Source organism: Thermodesulfobacteriota bacterium (assembly GCA_035559815.1).
Lineage (GTDB): Bacteria > Desulfobacterota_D > UBA1144 > Nemesobacterales > CSP1-2 > DATMAT01.
Window position 1 is genome coordinate 26,555 of the sequence record DATMAT010000047.1, and the last position, 16,734, is coordinate 43,288.

17 protein-coding genes are annotated in these 16,734 nt (G+C 47.2%); 6 read left to right on the plus strand and 11 right to left on the minus strand.

What is annotated here, in order from left to right; genetic code table 11:
* The first annotated feature begins 199 nt into the window (after positions 1-199).
* The 3 genes from VNN20_12155 to VNN20_12165 all read left to right on the plus strand — a co-directional run bounded on the left by VNN20_12155 (position 200) and on the right by VNN20_12165 (position 1,618).
* On the plus strand, positions 200-835 hold the full coding sequence (locus tag VNN20_12155) for a hypothetical protein (GenBank protein HWP92936.1): 636 nt from the start codon (positions 200-202) through the stop codon (positions 833-835).
* A complete protein-coding gene (locus VNN20_12160; protein HWP92937.1) occupies positions 820-1,173 on the plus strand; it encodes a hypothetical protein in 354 nt (117 codons plus the stop codon). Before VNN20_12155 ends, VNN20_12160 begins: the two co-directional genes overlap by 16 nt.
* A 70-nt stretch (positions 1,174-1,243) precedes the next feature.
* Positions 1,244-1,618, plus strand: coding sequence for a hypothetical protein (locus tag VNN20_12165; GenBank protein ID HWP92938.1), 375 nt, complete (start codon positions 1,244-1,246; stop codon positions 1,616-1,618).
* A gap of 67 nt (positions 1,619-1,685) precedes the next feature.
* On the opposite strand, the gene VNN20_12170 is transcribed toward VNN20_12165, so the two are convergent.
* The 4 genes from VNN20_12170 to VNN20_12185 all read right to left on the minus strand — a co-directional run bounded on the left by VNN20_12170 (position 1,686) and on the right by VNN20_12185 (position 5,958).
* Positions 1,686-2,627 (minus strand): patatin-like phospholipase family protein, encoded by a 942-nt coding sequence (locus VNN20_12170; GenBank protein ID HWP92939.1) that lies wholly within the window; start codon positions 2,625-2,627, stop codon positions 1,686-1,688.
* Positions 2,628-2,750: 123 nt separating this feature from the next.
* On the minus strand, positions 2,751-3,920 hold the full coding sequence (locus tag VNN20_12175) for a homoserine O-acetyltransferase (GenBank protein HWP92940.1): 1,170 nt from the start codon (positions 3,918-3,920) through the stop codon (positions 2,751-2,753).
* Positions 3,921-4,093: 173 nt separating this feature from the next.
* Positions 4,094-5,395 (minus strand): O-acetylhomoserine aminocarboxypropyltransferase/cysteine synthase family protein, encoded by a 1,302-nt coding sequence (locus tag VNN20_12180; protein HWP92941.1) that lies wholly within the window; start codon positions 5,393-5,395, stop codon positions 4,094-4,096.
* A gap of 89 nt (positions 5,396-5,484) precedes the next feature.
* Entirely contained in the window at positions 5,485-5,958 is a 474-nt protein-coding gene (locus tag VNN20_12185) for a CoA-binding protein (GenBank protein ID HWP92942.1), read from the minus strand.
* Between the two features lie 235 nt (positions 5,959-6,193).
* Between VNN20_12185 and VNN20_12190 the strand changes: the two genes are divergently transcribed.
* Positions 6,194-7,096, plus strand: a complete 903-nt coding sequence (locus VNN20_12190) for a hypothetical protein (protein HWP92943.1) — start codon at positions 6,194-6,196, stop codon at positions 7,094-7,096.
* A gap of 25 nt (positions 7,097-7,121) precedes the next feature.
* On the opposite strand, the gene VNN20_12195 is transcribed toward VNN20_12190, so the two are convergent.
* Together VNN20_12195 and VNN20_12200 are read right to left on the minus strand one after the other, a co-directional pair.
* Positions 7,122-7,817: a GNAT family N-acetyltransferase gene (locus tag VNN20_12195; GenBank protein HWP92944.1), complete on the minus strand. Its 696-nt coding sequence runs from the start codon at positions 7,815-7,817 to the stop codon at positions 7,122-7,124.
* Entirely contained in the window at positions 7,814-8,701 is an 888-nt protein-coding gene (locus tag VNN20_12200; protein ID HWP92945.1) for a carbon-nitrogen hydrolase family protein, read from the minus strand. The genes VNN20_12195 and VNN20_12200 overlap by 4 nt, the downstream gene beginning before the upstream one ends.
* Before the next feature lie 203 nt (positions 8,702-8,904).
* Between VNN20_12200 and VNN20_12205 the strand changes: the two genes are divergently transcribed.
* Positions 8,905-10,242, plus strand: a complete 1,338-nt coding sequence (locus VNN20_12205; GenBank protein ID HWP92946.1) for a cytochrome P450 — start codon at positions 8,905-8,907, stop codon at positions 10,240-10,242.
* 165 nt (positions 10,243-10,407) lie between these two features.
* Here the strand turns inward: VNN20_12205 and VNN20_12210 are convergent, their stop codons facing one another.
* The 3 genes from VNN20_12210 to VNN20_12220 are packed head-to-tail and all read right to left on the minus strand — an operon-like array spanning position 10,408 to position 13,388.
* Positions 10,408-11,157, minus strand: a complete 750-nt coding sequence (locus VNN20_12210; protein ID HWP92947.1) for a phosphoadenylyl-sulfate reductase — start codon at positions 11,155-11,157, stop codon at positions 10,408-10,410.
* A gap of 43 nt (positions 11,158-11,200) precedes the next feature.
* Positions 11,201-12,358: a sulfate adenylyltransferase gene (sat, locus tag VNN20_12215; GenBank protein ID HWP92948.1), complete on the minus strand. Its 1,158-nt coding sequence runs from the start codon at positions 12,356-12,358 to the stop codon at positions 11,201-11,203.
* Positions 12,359-12,380: 22 nt separating this feature from the next.
* Positions 12,381-13,388 (minus strand): inorganic phosphate transporter, encoded by a 1,008-nt coding sequence (locus VNN20_12220; protein HWP92949.1) that lies wholly within the window; start codon positions 13,386-13,388, stop codon positions 12,381-12,383.
* 184 nt (positions 13,389-13,572) lie between these two features.
* Between VNN20_12220 and VNN20_12225 the strand changes: the two genes are divergently transcribed.
* Complete coding sequence (locus tag VNN20_12225) at positions 13,573-14,967, plus strand: sigma-54 dependent transcriptional regulator (protein HWP92950.1); 1,395 nt, start codon at positions 13,573-13,575, stop codon at positions 14,965-14,967.
* A 30-nt stretch (positions 14,968-14,997) separates the two neighbouring features.
* Here the strand turns inward: VNN20_12225 and tmk are convergent, their stop codons facing one another.
* Entirely contained in the window at positions 14,998-15,630 is a 633-nt protein-coding gene (tmk, locus tag VNN20_12230) for a dTMP kinase (protein HWP92951.1), read from the minus strand.
* A gap of 109 nt (positions 15,631-15,739) precedes the next feature.
* A complete protein-coding gene (locus VNN20_12235; GenBank protein ID HWP92952.1) occupies positions 15,740-16,468 on the minus strand; it encodes a pseudouridine synthase in 729 nt (242 codons plus the stop codon).
* Positions 16,469-16,734: the final 266 nt, after the last annotated feature.

The following is a 16,734-nucleotide window of genomic DNA, read 5'->3' on the forward strand; positions in this document are numbered from 1 at the left end:
AAAGTTAGGGATATGCCCATGATACCAAAGTCCTAAGATATAGTAAAGTTATTTAAGATACATGACACTAGGACCTATATTGCAAAGTCAGCTAATCGAGCCAAAATACATTAAATCACTTCCTATGTTATCATACATCCGGGCTTCCCTTAACTGTCTAATAATAAAAATTTGAAGATAGCAAATAACATCGAGAGGAATGAACTTTTATGGTGGGCAATCGGTATCTCGCTGGCCGGTATTTATTGCTCTCACTCTTATTTCCAAGTTCTTTGACAAAAAAATCCCTCTCGTTGAGCAACCCGTTTTAATCCTGGTCGCTATTTTGATTATCTCCGGGATTTTGTACCTATTAATTTGCTCTCTTATCTCCAAGACTAATCCGACCGGAAAACTGCTCGTCTGGATTATTGTAGTGGGAGTCGGAATGAGAGTCTCCATGTTACTTTCCACTCCGATTTTAGAGGACGACTATTTCCGTTACCTATGGGATGGCGCTGTCCTGGCAAATGGTATTAACCCGTATGCCTATTCATCCGAACAGGTGATTCAGAATGAAAATCGTTCCACAGTTCCGTCGAAATTGCACAAACTCGCTGACGAATCCGGGAATGTAATACTAAACATTAACCATCCCAGTCTACGCTCTATATATCCACCGATCTCGCAGTTGTTCTTTGGGTTGGCACATTGGCTAAACCCCTGGAGCATTTTCTCTTGGAGGGTTATACTTCTCTTTTTTGATTTTGTGACCCTGGCCTTGCTGATATACCTATTGCGAATCTTTAATCTGCCCCTTCTCAGCGTTGCAGTTTATTGGTGGCCCCCTTTCTAGTTAAGGAGATATTCAACTCCGGCCATTTCGATTTGCTGGCTTTCCCCTTAGCCCTGGGCGCGGTCGTGCTATCGGTTCAGGCAAGATATCTACCATCAATTTTCTCATTAGCCTTGGCTGCAGCGGTAAAAATTTGGCCAGTGGCGCTCTTGCCCTTGATTCTTCACCCTCTGATTTCAAACCTCAGGCGTTTAATCTTGCCCTTGGGATTATTCTGCAGCCTCACCGCTATACTATTTTTACCCGCCTACCTTGCCGGGCTCGATGAAAGCTCCGGGTTTAACGCTTATGCAGAGAGATGGGAGAATAACAGCTCGCTTTTTAAGTTAATCCTCTGAATTCATATTGCACCTGCTTGATATTCACCCGGGACATGGTCAGAAGACGGCACGCATAGTGGTTTTTGTATTGGCGGTACTATGGACCGTTTACATAAGCTTTACTAAGACAAAAAGACCATCTGATGTATTTGAAAAATGCCTTTTGATTATTGCCGGTGTTTTTCTCCTGAGTCCAACCCAGTTTCCCTGGTACTACACCTGGATGATACCCTTTCTGGCTATTCGCCCCAGGCTATCGCTTCTCCTGCTCACCGTGCTGCTTCCCCTTTATTACCTTCGGTATTACTTCGAACCCCGGGGTCTATTGGAGGTTTCCATATACGGCATTGTATGGATTGAGTTTATCCCGACCTGGATTCTTCTCTTTAGGGAATGGTATTTGGGAAGCAAAAGAGAAACTACACCTACTCAGACACGAATTGATACAAGAGATGACGCATGATGCACGATACGGGATGGAGGATAGAATTAAAAGAATCGGGAATCGCGCATCTTGCATCGTGTATCTCTCATAAACACTTGCTTTTGTGTTTAGTTATCTCTTCTTTTAACTTAGGAAGAACTGCTTTGGCCGATTCTTCTCCAATTTTTATTATCCAATCTCCGCGATGAAAATCGAACATCCCCACATCCGCCACCTCCGGCCTGATGATAAAATCTGGAGGATGTTCTTTGAGACGATACTTAGTCATTCCTCTCTGTGCTACTAGAGAAGTTATCTGGATAATATCGAGAATGCCCGGTTCATGCGATTTATCTTTGCCCTTAAGATTAAATTGCTTTCCCAAATATGTTTTCTCCCAAATTTTACTGATGTAGTCAGGTACTGAAATCGGTCCCTGGATTTCGATTTCGTCCTTTTTACCGCTCCTGACTTTGTTATTCTTTTTGTGCCGATGGGAATGAGCCAGAAGGTCTACCGCAATTACAAATTCAGCACCAAGTGAGCGTGCCGCCCGCACCGGCACCGGCTCAAGCACTCCTCCATCTACCAGCAACTTGTCTTCGATAACGACCGGAGTAAAAACACCAGGTATAGCCATGCTCGCCTTTAGTGCCTGGGTCAGATTACCGCTGGTAAATGTGACTATTTCGCCGTCATTCAAATCCACACAAACTGCGGCAAAGGGCTTTTCCAGGTCTTCGATATTTTCCGCCTTTATAAGCTCGCTCAAAAGGTCAAGCACCTTTTTGCCGCTAAAAAGTCCCTGCTTCGGCCAGGTGGGTGTAAGAAGCATGGGGATATCGGTAAGTTTAATTTTCTTGCAAGATTTCTCGAAATCCTCAAGGCTAGCTGCAGCGTACGTAGCACCCACCAGCGCTCCGATGCTGGTCCCGGAGACAACTTCACATTCGATTCCGGCCTGGGCTAAGACCTTCAGCACGCCAAGGTGTGCGAACCCTTTTGCCCCGCCGCCGCCAAGCGCAACGCCTATCTTCATCTTAAGCATTTAGCCACGGATAGACTCGAATTTACACGAATAAATAAATGATAAAATTGATGTATGCTGTATCCAGGATTTTCATTTGACTCTTGCATCGCCCATTTACGGCCGAAGAGTTTTGATAATCTTCTACTCGAGAGAATCTAAAAAATCAATAATAAGGCTGGTGAGTTTTTCATACTCTAGGAGGAAGGAATCATGGCCGTAGGGAGAATTGATTTCATGATAGCTAACTCCTATTCCGTTTGTCTTGAGCGCCTCTACGATTTCTCTCGACTGATAAGAGGGATAAAGCCAGTCGGAAGAAAAGGAAGCCACGAAAACCTTTTGACATTTTATCCTCTTGAAAGAATCATGGAGGCTATCATAACCCTCTCCGGCATCATAGAGGTCGATAGAACGGAGGAGATAGATATAGCTGTTTGCATCGAATCTCTGGACGAACTTTGAGCCCTGATGCTCGAGGTAACTTTCAATCTCAAACCTACTGTCTAGGCTACGTTTCATTTTAAGTGGGTCTGTGTGTTTTCGTCCGAATTTTTGCCAGAGCCACTCGTCGCTTAGGTAAGTTATGTGGCCTATCATCCGGGCTATTGCCAGCCCCTTATTTGGCGGCTCTTTGCCGTAATAATTGCCACCATTCCAGTTCGGGTCGTCCATTATAGCCTGGATCCCTACTTTATGGATAGCTATAGACTGTGGAGTGGATTTCGGGGCGGAGGCAATTAGAATAATCGAATCCACCATATCCGGATAAAGGAGGGCCCACTCGATCGCCTGCATCCCGCCCATAGAACCTCCGGCGATACCCCGAATACGGTTCACACCCAAATGGTTCATCAATTCCCTCTGCACACGCACCATATCCCTTATTCCAATAAGAGGAAATGTAAATGCGTATGGTCTCTCCGTTTCCGGATTGATCGATGCAGGCCCGGTTGTTCCATAACAACTGCCCAGTATGTTGGAACATACTACAAAATATTTTTCCGTATCAAACGCCTTTCCCGGGCCAATCATGACGTCCCACCAGCCCGGATATCTGTCGTCTGTATTATGCTTCCCGGCAGCGTGCGCACTGGCAGTCAGCGCATGTTCTATGAGTATTACGTTGTCTCTGGCTTCGTTCAGGTCCCCATATGTTTCATAGGCAACAGTTATTGGCCCTAACTTTTCTCCGTTATCCAGGGTTAATTTATTCGGCGGAAACGCGAAGCTGTGATATTTGGTCTCGACAACCCCTACCGACCCTTTGTCTACGATAACTACGGGTGATTCTCCGAATTCATGGGCAGACATGTTGTTACCTTTATATAAATAATTAAACCACGAAGAGCCTAAGGCACGAAGTGAAAATAGTGTATAGAAGCCGGTAGCCAGAATTCAGAATAAAATATTTTTGTCTACTGTATTCTGACTCCTGACTTCTGAATTCCGTTTTAAACTCATATTCCTTCTTGGTGTCTTAGTGGTTAGAAATTTAATTTTACCTTCTGTGAACTTTCCAGTGCCTGGTCGATATCCCAGAGGATATCACCGAGAGTTTCCAGTCCCACAGAAATGCGAATCATATCCGGTGTCACGCCAGCGCTTTTCTGCTCCTCTTCGTTAAGCTGACGATGGGTTGTGGACGCTGGATGAATAACCAGTGTCTTTGCATCGCCCACGTTGGCCAGATGACTCAAGAGCTGAAGACTCTCGATGAATTTTACTCCAGCCTCTATCCCGCCTTTAATCCCGAACGTAAAAATTGAACCGGCGCCTTTAGGAAGATATTTCTTTACCAGCCCAAAATAAGGACTGTCCGGAAGCCCGGGATAATTGACCCATGTTACCGCCGGGTGCTCCTTCAAGAATTCAGCGATAGCCAGAGCATTCGAACAATGCCTTTCCATCCTCAGGTGAAGGGTTTCAAGCCCCTGGATAAAGAGAAAAGCATTAAAAGGACTAAGCGCAGGACCCAAGGTTCTAAGCGTTTCGCATCGCGCCTTCATTGTATAACCGAAGTCGCCAAATGTCTCATAGAACCTGACACCGTGGTAGCCTTTTGAGGGCTCTATCATGCCAGGGAAATTTCCGTTATCCCAGGGGAACTTTCCCGACTCTACAATTACCCCGCCGATGGATGTCCCATGACCGCAGATGAATTTAGTAGCGGAGTGAACGATTATATCCGCCCCGTACTCGATGGGCTTGCACAGGTATGGAGTGGCAAAAGTGTTGTCGACGATTAGCGGGATTCCGGCCTCATGGGCTATAGCGGACACGGCTTCTATATCTAGGACGTTACCCAACGGGTTACTTATCGTTTCCGCAAAAATGGCCTTTGTCCTTTTGGTTATCGCTTTTCTGAAATTTTCGGGGTCATCAGGATTCACAAACCTGGTTTCTATCCCCAGCTTTCTAAAACTAACATCGAACTGGGAGTAGGTGCCTCCGTAAAGGGTGCTCGAAGATACCAATTCGTCTCCGCTCTCCATGATGGTAAGAAGGGCTACCATCTGGGCAGCCATGCCTGAAGCAACCGCTAAGGCCCCTCGGCCGCCTTCCAGTGCGGCCATTCGCTCTTCAAATACAGCGTTAGTGGGGTTCATTATCCTGGTGTAGATATTTCCGAAGGTCTGCAGGTTGAAAAGACTGGCTGCATGGTCGGTGCTATCGAAAACATAAGCGGTGGTCTGGTATATGGGAACAGCGCGGGCCCCAGTAGTTGGGTCGGGAAGCTGTCCCGCATGAAGGCATAGCGTTTCAAAACCAAATTTCCTATCAGCCATTTATCGACCTCCCCACTCGATTTCGGATTGCTGAATGCGGATTGCGGAGCAGTCAAATCCGAAATCTGAGATCCGAAATCCGCAATCGGTTAATACGGTAGCCATTTTGGTCTCTTGGAAGAGATAACCCCGGTATGCACTCCAATAAAATTAAGCCCCCCAAAGAGACGAGCGTGCTCGATCTTCATGCAGCGATTCATTACCACTTCAAGTCCAGCCTCGCGCGCCCGTCTGGCCGCCTCATCGTTGATTATTCCAAGCTGCATCCACACAACCTTGGCTCCGATCTTAATCGCATCTTCCACTATCGGCGGGACATCCTCGGGTTTCCTAAAAATATCCACCACATCGACTTTTTCCGGGATATCCAGTAGAGTAGGGTAGCATTTTTCCCCCAGAATTTCCTTATGGGCCGGAGTCACCGGAATCACCCTATAGCCGTGGTCCTGGAGGTATTTTGCCGCGAAGTAGCTCGGACGATACCAGTTTGCCGAGAGCCCAACCATGGCGATAGTGTGATTCTCTTTCAAGATCCGCCTCAGGGTTTCGATGTCATCACTCATGATATCTCCTATAGATAGCCTCTGAAAACTTTAATAACTTGAAGGAATTATCATATAATCTACCTTAGATTGGTTAAACACTACAAATTATTCGGATGGGCGATTAGCTATGCCACATGGTGTATTGTTATAAATCCACACTGTTTCAAAACCGACAAATAACTTCACCGTAGCACCTAAAAACCACCTTGAAATCACATCTCTAATATTCTACAATTCTATCGGTTTCGGCTAAATGCAAACTAAGATTCATACCGCTAAGAGTTTATTATTCGGACTCGCTTTTTTCCCCTGTATATTATCTGGTGCGTCTTTACTCTTGCCGGCAAAAGGGGAAGCACAGGAAGTGGAAATAGCAGTCGGCGAGGTCACCGATACCCGTACAACCGGTGAATTTTTCTCCGGGTGCGAAGTAAACCTCAAGATCGAGGGTGGTGCGGTTTCGGATTCCCTGGGCATCCGCGCCACACGGCTATATCTGGCGGTGGACGATACCGGCCAAAACCTCCTCAAGGATACCAATAAAGCCTCTTCGTTTTTTGATTCCAGCTCCGAAAAGAAAGACACGCTTGAAGAAAGAATAAAATTGAAGAATCCATCCCGTAACGCCAAGGTCATCAAATCCCTGGAAGGAGAATTGGAGATTTTTCAACCGACACTCGAAAACGAGGGCATGGTCATCATCGAGGATTTCATATCCCATCCGAGTGAACCCATAGCATCAAGCACGCTGGACAAATGGAATGTTCAAGTAACCTATCTGACCAAGGAGAGCTATATACTCAAGAAAAAAGAATTCGAAGAAGGGAACAAGGAGGAGCTTAAAAAAGCAGCGGAAAGATACGGCGGAGCCTTTTCCGAGATGTTCGATGACCTTTTTGAAGAAAGCCTATCCGACGAAAAAAATACCCTCCAATTTTATGTCAAAGACCCGGAAAATCGGGTTATCGACCTGGCATTCATAGATAACATGGGTAATCCAGTGGAAGTATGGCATCGTTCAAGCATGGGAGAGCTACGCACTTACACGTTCAAAAAAACGATACCCCCACCGGATACAAAACTGGTCATATACCTGGCTACACCGGACTCCATAAAGATAGTCCCATTTAAGTTGCAAGACATACCCCTGCCTTGAAATAATATTCATCAAACCGAAAAATTTACTGCGAGGATGCCGGCTTATTAAAAGTTAAGGACAGAGAGCCGGAGTAATCCTCTGGCTTTGCCACCTGTGGATTTATCCATTCTATAATGGCCGCATAACCTAGGCTCTCTTTATCATGAGGTAAATAATCAGGCACCACCGCCAAAACGCTAAATCCTTCTTTAAGCTGAAAAGAAAGGGTAGGGTCTTTCAATTTTCCATCAATCACCCTTTTAACATATTCCTCCGCGCTCATCTCCTCAGCGTATTTAAAGTAGCCGTTCACACGTCCGCCGGCACGGATCCGCAGGAGCCCCAGCCTCTGGGTCAGGTCTCTACGCGCCTGGTAAATCTTTTTTCCAATGCCTCTCCTCTGCATGGACGGATGCACCATGACTTCAGCCCCGTAGAGCGTCCGCCCCTTGGGGTCGTGGTTGGTAAACATCCCGTTATCGGTGAATTCACGCCAGCTACCCTTTATGTCATAATCATCCCAGAGTATGATCAGGCTGGCGGCCATTCCCACTATTTTCCCGGATTTCGATTCAACCGCCACTAGTTGTCCCTGGGGAAATACCCTCAGGTGAGATTTCAAATGCCATTCCGCCCAGGGAGGAAAATCAGGATAGACCTTTAGCGACAGTTCCAAGATTTCCTGGAAGTCTTCAGGCCTGGTATTCCTGACTATGATTCCTGTACTATCCCCGGTCATAGGAAAATAACCTCCGGTTTCGAGATGATCTCGGTAGTACGACGACTGTCGAGGAGAGGAAGAACGGTGCCGGAAGACCGGCTTTCCTGTATAGTCTTCAGGTTAAGCTCTCCGATTACCATCATCTCCAAGTTGGGGTTTCCCTCGGCTAGAATGCCGTCTCGGGAGAAGGGAAAATCACTCGGGGTCAAAATGGATGCCTGGCCGTAATTCATATGGACAGCGGGAACCATAGGCAGCGAGCCTACCGTGCAGGACTGTATCACGTACATCTGATTCTCGATGGCACGGGCATGCGAGCAATAACGCACCCTTAAAAACCCCTGGCGGTCATCGGTGCAACACGGCACGACCAGTATGTTTGCCCCCTCATGGGCCATAGCCCGGACGATCTCCGGAAACTCGACGTCGTAGCAGATAGCAATGGCCAGCCTGCCGAACTCGGTATCAAAAACCTTAAGGTTTGACCGGGGAGACACCTTCCATTCCTCGGACTCGAACCGGGTCAGGTGCAATTTGCCCTGGACACCGAATCCTCCCGAAGGGCTGAAGAAAAAGGAATCGTTGTAAACAAATTCTATTCCATCATCCATCACCGGGATCGTTCCGGCCACGATGTAGATGTTGTTCTTACGCGCTAACGCACTCATAAGGTCGATAAAACGTGGAACCTGGCTGGCCAAGTCGCGAATCTGTTCATTCATCGGCCTCTTCACATTCCCCAGTGTCAGCAACTGTACGGTGAAGTACTCCGGGAAGACCATCAGATGGCAGTCATAATCCCCGGCGGTTTCGACCAGTGCCTCTACCTGGTCACGGAACTGGTCGAAGGTTTGTACCGGGCGGATGTAATACTGAAGCGAGGCGACTCGAATCCGTTCCATATTCCCTCCTTTTTACCAGTTTGTGTATTTTCATTTGTGCCTTACGGCCTGAACGAAGTTAAAGAATATTAATCCAATCGAGACATAGGCGACTAATATCAAATTCTATCACCGTAAACCCCTGAAACCAAAATATAGTTGACATGAATGATAAGATTTCACATCATTCTCTTCTGTATGCATAAGTGCACAAGAGGAATATCATGACTAACCCCTTGCCCCCCGGCCCTAAAGGCAAGCCGCTGGTCGGCTCACTCCTTAGTTTTTACGGTGATATGCTCGGTTTCCTGAACAGGATGGCCGAGGAATATGGAGATATTTCTCATTTCCGGATCGGCCCCCGGAACGCATTTTTATTTAATCATCCGGACCTAATCAAGGATGTCCTGGTGACCCATCACCGCAATTTTCTGAAAAGCCGGGCGCTGGAGAGAGCTAAGCTAGTACTCGGAAATGGGCTTCTAACCAGTGAAGGAGAGTTTCATCTTCGCCAGCGCCGTATTATTCAACCCGCATTCCATCACCATAGGGTTTCTTCTTATGGCAAAGTCATGGTTGAATATGCCTCGCGCATGGAAAGACGTTGGCAAGAAGGAATGACTGTTGACGTTGATAACGAGATGATGCGGCTCACGCTGGCGATAGTGGCGAAGACGCTTTTTGACGCCGATGTAGAATCGGAAGCCGAGGATATCGGTAAGACCATAACTGTTATTATCGAAATGTTCCCCCGTACCTTGCTTCCGTTTTCTGAAATTCTGGACAGGCTACCCCTTCCCAGCACGCGCCGTTTTGAAAGAGCGCGGGAAAGGCTTGATTCCATTATCTACAGGATGATCGAAGAAAGGAGGGTAAAAGGAGAAGACCGGGGCGATCTTCTTTCCATGTTGCTCATGACCCAGGGCGAGGAAAGCAATGGAAAGGGGATGACAGATTTGCAGGTTAGAGACGAAGCTATGACCCTTTTTCTGGCGGGACACGAAACTACCGCAAATGCCCTTACCTGGACATGGTATTTGCTCTCCCAACATCCGGAGGTAGAAAACCGCCTTCACCATGAGTTAGATAAAGTTTTGGGAGGTCGTTTACCGGTAGTGGAAGATATGAATCGACTTTCTTACACCCGAATGGTGTTTGCCGAAGCCATGCGCCTTTTTCCGCCGGTATGGGCGGTAGCCCGTCGAGCGATTGATGATTATGAAGTAGATGGATATAAGGTGCCCAAAGACAGTTTTATCTTCATGAGCCAATACGTCATGCACCGGGACTGGCGCTTCTACCCGGACCCGCTTCGATTCGACCCGAGACGTTTTACTCCGGAACTCCAGGCTTCACGCCCGCAATTCGCCTACTTTCCCTTTGGAGGAGGGCCTAGACGGTGTATTGGCGAGCCTTTTGCTTGGATGGAAGGGATGCTCGTACTGGCCACGGTAGCTCGCAAATGGAGAATGCGTCTTGTGCCCGGGCACCCCGTAGAGCTAAAACCCCTCATCACCCTAAGGCCTAGATACGGTATGCGGATGATATTGGAGAGAAGATGAGAAGACAACCCAGTCGCATCTAGAGTTATTGTCCTTAGATAGTGTTGTGGAAGGGGCAAAAAGAACTTTAATTAGGTTTGGCCATGGGCTTAGTATACTAGAGGTGTAGGAACGCTTGCTCGCGTTCCTACACCGACAACTTAGGAGGAGAATCATAATAACGGTCTATCCGGATTGTTGTAATCTGTTGTTGACTTCACCATGGTCTGCGTGCAAGCCGCATTCCTTATCCGAGTCTCTTTCCCACCACCAGCGGCCTGCTCTCAGGTCTTCGCCCGGTTTGACCGCGCGGGTGCACGGCTCGCAGCCGATGCTGGGATAACCCTTGTCGTGGAGTTTATTGTAGGGAATATCATTTGACCGGATATAATCCCAAACCCGCTCCCAGCTCCATTCGATTATCGGATTCACCTTCAAAATGCCTCCAAACTGCTCGTCAATCTCAAACTTCCTAGCCCCTGCCCGGTTCTGGGTTTGATCGGCCCTGATGCCGGTTAGCCAGCCCTCCAGGGTTGACAGCATCCTTTTTAACGGATGCACTTTTCTTATGCCGCAGCAAAGCATTCTGTTCTCTTTCCCCCGGTAGAAGAGGTTCATTCCGTGGATTCTTACCATCTGTTCCACTTCGTCTCGGTTGGGAAACATAATCTCCACTTTGATCTTGTATTTTCTTCTAACCTCATCTATTACATCGTATGTTTCCTGGTTAAGCCGTCCGGTATCCAGGGTGAATATTCTGGCTTCCGGATTTATTTTTGCCAGCATATCGATTAACACCACGTCTTCCGCCCCGAAACTGGAAGCGAATGCGACCTTCGGGTGTAGATTAGAGAGCGTCCACGCGATCACCTCTTGCGGACTTTTGCTTTCAAATTCCTTATTTAACTTATCTACCTGTATCTGGTTGAATCTCATTTTACCTCCTCCAATGGTTCTAGTTCACTCTCAAGAAATTTAATCATTCACTATATGCTTCCATCAAAATCCTTCCAACCTCCGGTCTGGTAAATTCGATGGGAAGGTCCTGTTTGTTTCTAAGCAGTTCTCTAACCTTGGTTCCACTTAAATGGGCGTGAAACTCCGAAGGATGGGGGCACGTTTTAGTCGTAGCCATACCATTACATTTTCGGCAATAAAAAGAATGGTCAAAAAATAATGGGGTTATTCCTATCTCCTCGGGCTTGAATTCGTCGAATATCTTGTGTGCGTCGTATGTGCCGTAATAATTGCCGACGCCAGCATGGTCTCTTCCTACGATAAAGTGTGTACACCCATAGTTCTTCCTCACCACAGCGTGAAAAATGGCCTCTCTCGGTCCCGCATATCTCATTGCTGCCGGAAGGACCGAAAGGATTACCCTGTCTTTGGGATAATAGTTCTCTATGAGCACTTGATAACACTTCATTCTAACATCAGCGGGAATATCATCGCTTTTGGTCTCGCCCACTATGGGATGAATTAAGAGGCCGTCAACCATCTCCAGGGCACACTTTTGTAGATATTCATGCGCCCTGTGAATAGGGTTTCTTGTCTGAAAAGCAACCACCCTTCTCCATCCCCTCTCTCTGAAAAGCATCCTGGTTTGAGCCGGGTCAAATCTGTACTTCGGGAATTCAACGTCCGGCGGCCTATTTATGAGGCTAATCTTTCCGCCAAGGAGCACATCTCCCTGTCTATAAATCACGTTGACACCGGGATGCGCCTCGTCCGTAGTCCTATAGACCTTCTCCGCCTCATTTTTCTTGTCATAAGAATACATTTCCTGAAGATGCAAGACGGCTAAAAGGTTTTCGGACTCATCATAAAGCGATACGTCTTCTCCTTCCCGGAGTTCTTTCGACTGCTCAGAGGTTACCGGGAGCGTAATGGGTATGCTCCAGGCAAGCCCGTTTTTCAGCCTCATATTATCCACTACGCTTTCGTAATCATCCTTTCCCATGAACCCTTCATTCGGGCTCATCGCTCCGTTTGAGATGAGTTCCAGGTCTGAGACCACCCGTGGAGAGACAATGATCTTTTTAAAGCTCTTAGATTTTTTTATCCATTCTTCCCTTTCTTCCCCTTTTAGTATCCTATCCACCAGTTTCCCCCCATGTGGGGATATAGTTCCTACCATGTCGACCGATTCTCCTTATTGACTAAAAGTTTTTGCCAATCATTGCTGATACGTTGTAGTTAAAATAAAGCGAGGATAGCCCATAACTTATGGCCACGGCGAAAAATGGTACTACAAACCAAAAAAACGCAATCCTGAGCACATGCTTATTTTGGGCCGTTATCGAGAAGCCTTGATTTGCGCATGAAAAACCTATTATACCTGAGGTTACGATTTCTGCTAATGAGACCGGTATTCCGAAGATGGAAGCGATCAGTATAAGGGTAGCAGCGGTAAACTCGACTGATATTGCCCTCAACACACATATCTCGGTAATCTCTTTGCCTACGGTTTCAAGAACCCTCCCCCCCAGAAGTATAGCCCCCACTCCCATGCCCAGGCCAGCCAGCACCGCGCCGACAGATGGGCTTAAAAGCCCCATGCCCACAAGCGGGCCGACGGAATTGGCTGCATTATTGGCACCGGCAGAAAAAGCAACATAACACCCGGATAAGGTAAGTAGCAGGGTTAATATCCTCCTTATACTCTCCTCGGAGAAACGATTGGTAAGAAGCCTTAGCGTCTTAAAATATAAGTACCTGCCTATAAGATAATTCAAAAACCAGGCTGCAAACGGGGTAACCACCCACCAGGTGACGATCTCGAAAAACTTCCTGCCATTTAATGAACTTGCATATAAACCTACGCCGGCTACGGCGCATACTATTGCGTGGGTCGTGGCCACTGGCACCCTCACAATATTCGCCCAGGAAATAAAGAATATCGCGATTAGCAGGATTATTAGCACAAGCCCAAGGTGGGAGGAAAGTACCGATTGGGGAACGAGGCCATTTCCAAGTGTCTTTACCACCGGTGCTCCGGCTAGAAAAGCACCGAGAAGGGCAAAGATAGCTATTAATACCACAGCCTCTCTTTTTGAACGCGCCCCGGCTCCATAAGCCGTCGCCATGGATGCTGCAGAATTATTTGCCCCTATGTTCAGGGCTAAGAAGGTAGAAAGAACAATGGCAATGGGGACAATAATCTCCACGTACTAGGTCTCCTTGAACGCATGACAACTCACCGGCCTCCAAATTAGCCTAAATACTTTGGCAAGGGAAATGCCAGGTGTAAAAATCGTTTTCTTTTGGACAGTTACAACTATGGACTAGGCATTTTCTTGATTATATACTAAACAAACTGTATATTTCTGTGACAATTTGGAGATTATAGAGATGAAGGGAAAGGTTATACTTTTAACCAAAGATTCGAGACTGGTGAGGGAACTCGAACGCATACTTTCGGGCAAAGCCGAACTTATCCCGCATGGGGATTTGGATAATGTCCCCGTCGGGGATGTCGTATTCTTAGACGTGGATAGCTTAAGCATCAGCGGGCTCAACAAGCTAAAGAACGAATCATTTGTGATAATACTCACCTCTCAAAAGAGCTCCAGATACCTAATCGAGTCCATGACCTTCGGGGCTTTTGACTGTATTATCAGACCCCTTGAGCAATCAAAGGTTCTGGACTCACTCGACCGTGCCTTGGGCCTGAAATCCGAAATAAAGGGTAAGCTGATTCAATTTCCCGGGGAAATAGAGGGAAGCGGTGTAACTTGCGCAATAGTTGGAAACTCGCCGATGCTCCAGGAGGTATGCAAGGTGATAGGCCAGATCGGGAGAGTCGATGTGCCGGTGCTCATAACCGGAGAGAGCGGAACGGGTAAGGACCTGGTGGCGGAATCAATCTGGAAGGTCAGCACCAGATGGGAGAAGCCTTTTGTGGTAATTAACTGTGCGGCAATACCGGAGACCCTACTGGAAGCAGAGCTGTTTGGACATGAGAGGGGGGCATTCACCGGGGCAAACGTTTCCCGGATGGGAAAGTTTGAAGAAGCGGACGGGGGCATAATATTCCTCGATGAAATCGGAGATATGTCCCTTCCCCTCCAGGCAAAGGTACTCCGTGTTCTTCAAAATGGGACTTTCACCCGGCTTGGGGACAACAAAGAGGTTAAAGTAAACATACGGGTAATAGCCGCAACCAACAAGGACCTGGAGGAGCTAGTTCGCGAGGGAAAATTCAGGGATGATCTTTACTTCCGCATCAACGTGGTGAGGATACACCTACCCGCACTCAGCGAGAGAAAGGAGGATATCCCACTTTTGATGGAGTGTTTTACCCGACGATACAGCACTCAAGTCGGAAAAGACATAAAGGGAGCGACAAAGGAATTCCTTAATAAGCTCATCGAATACGACTGGCCCGGTAACGTGAGGGAGCTCGAAAACACGGTGCGAAAGGCGATTGCTTTCGCCAAGACCCCTTACCTTACCTCGTACGACCTGGACCTGCATAATGCCCCGCCTTCCTTTTCCGGGCCAAAAGACATTTCATTCACGGACCCGCTTCGAAACTCGGTGAGAAACCTTCTTAACTCAAGAAGGACGAATGGAAACGTGTATAGCCATATACTCAAGGAAGCCGAACGGATTCTCCTGGAAGAGGCGCTTAACGCGAGTGGATGGAACCGGTCTAAAGCGGCCAGGCTCCTCGGCATAAACCGACTCACACTTCGAAGAAAGCTAGAAGAGTATGGTTTGACCTTTCCCAAAAGCCTAACTTAGCTCTTCAAAGGACCTGTTTTTATAGAAGGCTCAGGCGATGACGGAGTTGCGTTTGGGTAAGTACTCGACCACGATGCCCTTTATTTCTTCCTGAATCTCGTTAATGTCCCTTGCGGCGTTCACTACCTTTACCCTATCCGGCTCCTTTTGGGCTATGTACATGTAGCCCTGCCTTATTCGCTCGTGGAATTCGAGCGGTTCCAGGTCCATTTTGGTTTTTCCTTCTCTCTTCTCCAGTCGGGATAGACCAAGTCTCACCGGAAGATTAAAAAGTAAAGTAAGACGCGGCTGTAGATCGAGTGCGGAAGCCTTTGCCAGCCTCTTGACCAGGTCTAGGTCCAGCCTTCTTCCGTAACCTTGATACACCACCGTCGAGTCTGCAAATCGGTCGCAAATTACGATCTCGCCCTCTTTGAGTTTTGGTTTTATCAAATCCCTTACGTGCTGTGCCCGGTCAGCACAGAAAAGACATAACTCGGCCATCGGGTCTAAATCCAGGTCTTTTTCCTCAAGCAGCATCCGGCGAATAAGTCTTCCCAATGCGCCCCAGCCCGGCTCTCGGGTGAGCGTTACCCTATACCCTTTTTCTAGGAGAAAATCTCGAAGAAGTTCGGCTTGGGTGGTTTTCCCGCTTCCCTCTACACCCTCAAATGTGATGAACACTGCTCCCTACTCCTTAAAATGATTCGAAGGTTAAAACTTTATTGCCCCGCTGCTGAAATCCTACCATAAGAGTTAACGAGTAGTAAAGGTAAGTTGATACTAATTAAAATCATAGATTCATACCCATTGATTTTCGGAGAGCGATTAATTCTCTCTCTTTAATATATCTCCACCGGCCCATAGGGAGTTTGCCCAGCTTTATCGGCCCCTCTGCAATCCTCTTTAACCTCAGGATCGGGTGGCCAAAATTTGAAAGAAATCTCTTGACTAGATGCTTCCTTCCCTCGTGGAATGTTATCTCCAGGACGCTGTTCTCATTCTCCTGTTTTATTATTCTCACGGAGTCCGGAATTGCACTGCCGTCTTGGAGACGGGTTCCGCTAATCATTTTTTCGAGTGTATCCCTACTGACCGTCCCTCTGACTAGGGCGATATAAATTTTAGGCAGTTTGTATCGGGGATGAAGTATTCTGTTGGCCAGCTCTCCGTCGTTTGTGAGAATCAAAAGCCCTTCGGTATCGTAGTCCAGCCTTCCCACGGGATAAACCCTTTCCGGGATATCCTTGATTAGTTCTTCGATGGTTTTCTTCCCGCCCTCGTCCTTTCCCAGTGCGGTTAGATAAAGACGGGGCTTATTAAGAATCACATACCTTTTTTTCTCTGGTATTACCACCTTACCAAGGACTTCAATTTCGTCTCTTTCCGTATCGACCTCTTGCCCAAGTTGATTTACTACGAGACCATTTATTTTTACCATTCCTTTCCTTATGAGTTCATCCGCCTTCCTTCTCGAGGAAATGCCACACATAGAAAGATATCGATTTAGCCTGACCATCATATTTTGACCTATGCTAAGACTAAGACGGTAATCATGTTAATAAGAGTAGAGAGGCGTTGCAATGCGTCTCTAAAAAGCGGCAATTTGCCGGAGTAAAGCTTATGAGATAACGGCTAAAAGTATGGTTTTTAGGAACGATCCAAAGGTTAATGTAGGGAACGCAGGTACTTCGACGGAGTTTACACTGAGGAGTCGAAGTGCTCAGGACGGATCGTTCCCTCAAAAATAAATTCGGTGATAAAACTGCCAGACAAGTTAGAGGAAAT

Excerpts from the sequence above, each read along its gene's own strand:
- VNN20_12235 (HWP92952.1), bottom strand. The coding sequence starts at position 16,468 with ATGATGGTCAGGCTAAATCGATATCTTTCTATGTGTGGCATTTCCTCG.
- VNN20_12210 (HWP92947.1), bottom strand. The coding sequence starts at position 11,157 with ATGAGATTCAACCAGATACAGGTAGATAAGTTAAATAAGGAATTTGAA.
- VNN20_12155 (HWP92936.1), top strand. The coding sequence starts at position 200 with ATGAACTTTTATGGTGGGCAATCGGTATCTCGCTGGCCGGTATTTATT.
- VNN20_12180 (HWP92941.1), bottom strand. The coding sequence starts at position 5,395 with ATGGCTGATAGGAAATTTGGTTTTGAAACGCTATGCCTTCATGCGGGA.
- VNN20_12175 (HWP92940.1), bottom strand. The coding sequence starts at position 3,920 with ATGTCTGCCCATGAATTCGGAGAATCACCCGTAGTTATCGTAGACAAA.
- VNN20_12195 (HWP92944.1), bottom strand. The coding sequence starts at position 7,817 with ATGACCGGGGATAGTACAGGAATCATAGTCAGGAATACCAGGCCTGAA.
- VNN20_12205 (HWP92946.1), top strand. The coding sequence starts at position 8,905 with ATGACTAACCCCTTGCCCCCCGGCCCTAAAGGCAAGCCGCTGGTCGGC.
- VNN20_12170 (HWP92939.1), bottom strand. The coding sequence starts at position 2,627 with ATGCTTAAGATGAAGATAGGCGTTGCGCTTGGCGGCGGCGGGGCAAAA.
- sat (HWP92948.1), bottom strand. The coding sequence starts at position 12,358 with ATGGTAGGAACTATATCCCCACATGGGGGGAAACTGGTGGATAGGATA.
- VNN20_12225 (HWP92950.1), top strand. The coding sequence starts at position 13,573 with ATGAAGGGAAAGGTTATACTTTTAACCAAAGATTCGAGACTGGTGAGG.
- VNN20_12190 (HWP92943.1), top strand. The coding sequence starts at position 6,194 with ATGCAAACTAAGATTCATACCGCTAAGAGTTTATTATTCGGACTCGCT.
- VNN20_12185 (HWP92942.1), bottom strand. The coding sequence starts at position 5,958 with ATGAGTGATGACATCGAAACCCTGAGGCGGATCTTGAAAGAGAATCAC.
- VNN20_12200 (HWP92945.1), bottom strand. The coding sequence starts at position 8,701 with ATGGAACGGATTCGAGTCGCCTCGCTTCAGTATTACATCCGCCCGGTA.